The organism is Burkholderia stagnalis, assembly GCF_902830275.1.
In the GTDB taxonomy this organism is placed as follows: Bacteria; Pseudomonadota; Gammaproteobacteria; order Burkholderiales; family Burkholderiaceae; genus Burkholderia; species Burkholderia stagnalis.
The window spans coordinates 1-936 of sequence record NZ_CADESW010000072.1 but is presented as its reverse complement, the minus strand read 5'-3'; the positions used below and the strand labels follow the sequence as shown (position 1 = coordinate 936).

1 pseudogene is annotated in these 936 nt (G+C 66.1%); it reads right to left on the bottom strand.

Features of this window, described 5'->3' with window-relative positions:
- Positions 1–936, bottom strand: a pseudogene (locus HWY45_RS36250) (ESPR-type extended signal peptide-containing protein); the annotation flags it as partial.

Sequence of the window (936 nt, the reverse complement as noted above, 5' to 3'; positions counted from 1 at the left end):
GTCGAGCTCAAACCGGTGGACAGCGAGCTGATACCCGTCGAGGTCGAGGTGGACAGCGAGGCAATCGAGCTGGTCGCCGTCGAAATGCCCGTCGACGTGGAGGTCGAGAGCGAGGCGACGGAGCTATCGGTCGAGCTGAGGCCAGTCGACAGTGAGCTGATACCGGTCGAAGTCGAGGTGGAGAGCGAAGCGATCGAGCTGGTAGCCGTCGAGATACCCGTCGACGTTGACGTCGACAGCGAGGCGACCGAGCTGTTAGCCGACGAAATACCGGTCGACGTGGAAGTCGACAGCGAAGTGACAGAGCTGTTCGTCGAGCTCAAGCCCGTTGACAACGAAGTGATGCCGGTCGACAGCGACGAGATCGCGCTGGACGACGACGACACGGTCGTCGACAGCGAGTCGAGCGCGGTATTGGTCGCATAGAGCTGCGAGCCGTTGATCGCGTCCGTGCTGGAGGCGGAGATCTGGCCGGCCGCAACATTGGTGACCTGACGCTCGGCGCCGGCCGCGCCGACGCTCACGACGCTGCTCGGCGTCGCACCGGCGAACGAATAGCTCGCGCCGCCGATGGTGGCGCTCGCCGTCGGGTTGGCTGCGGCCGTGACGGACCCGCTGCCGAGCGCGACGTCGCCGGCATTGTTCGCGACGGCGTTCGGGCCGATCGCGACGGAGTCGGTGCCGAGGGCCTTGCTGTCCGGCGCCGTCGAATTCGCGTGGAAGTACTTGATGCCCTGGCTGTTGATGTTGTCGATTGCAGCGCCGACGTTGTTGGCGGTGGTCGTGGTGCCGTTCGCGTTGTACGTCGTGTACGACGGTGCCGAAACCGTGCCGGTGGCCGGGTCGTAGGTCGAGCCGCCGCCGAGTGCCGCGGCCGTGCTGTTGCCGAGGTTGTTGGTCGTCGTGGTGACGGTGCTCAGGCCGGTGGACAGCGAG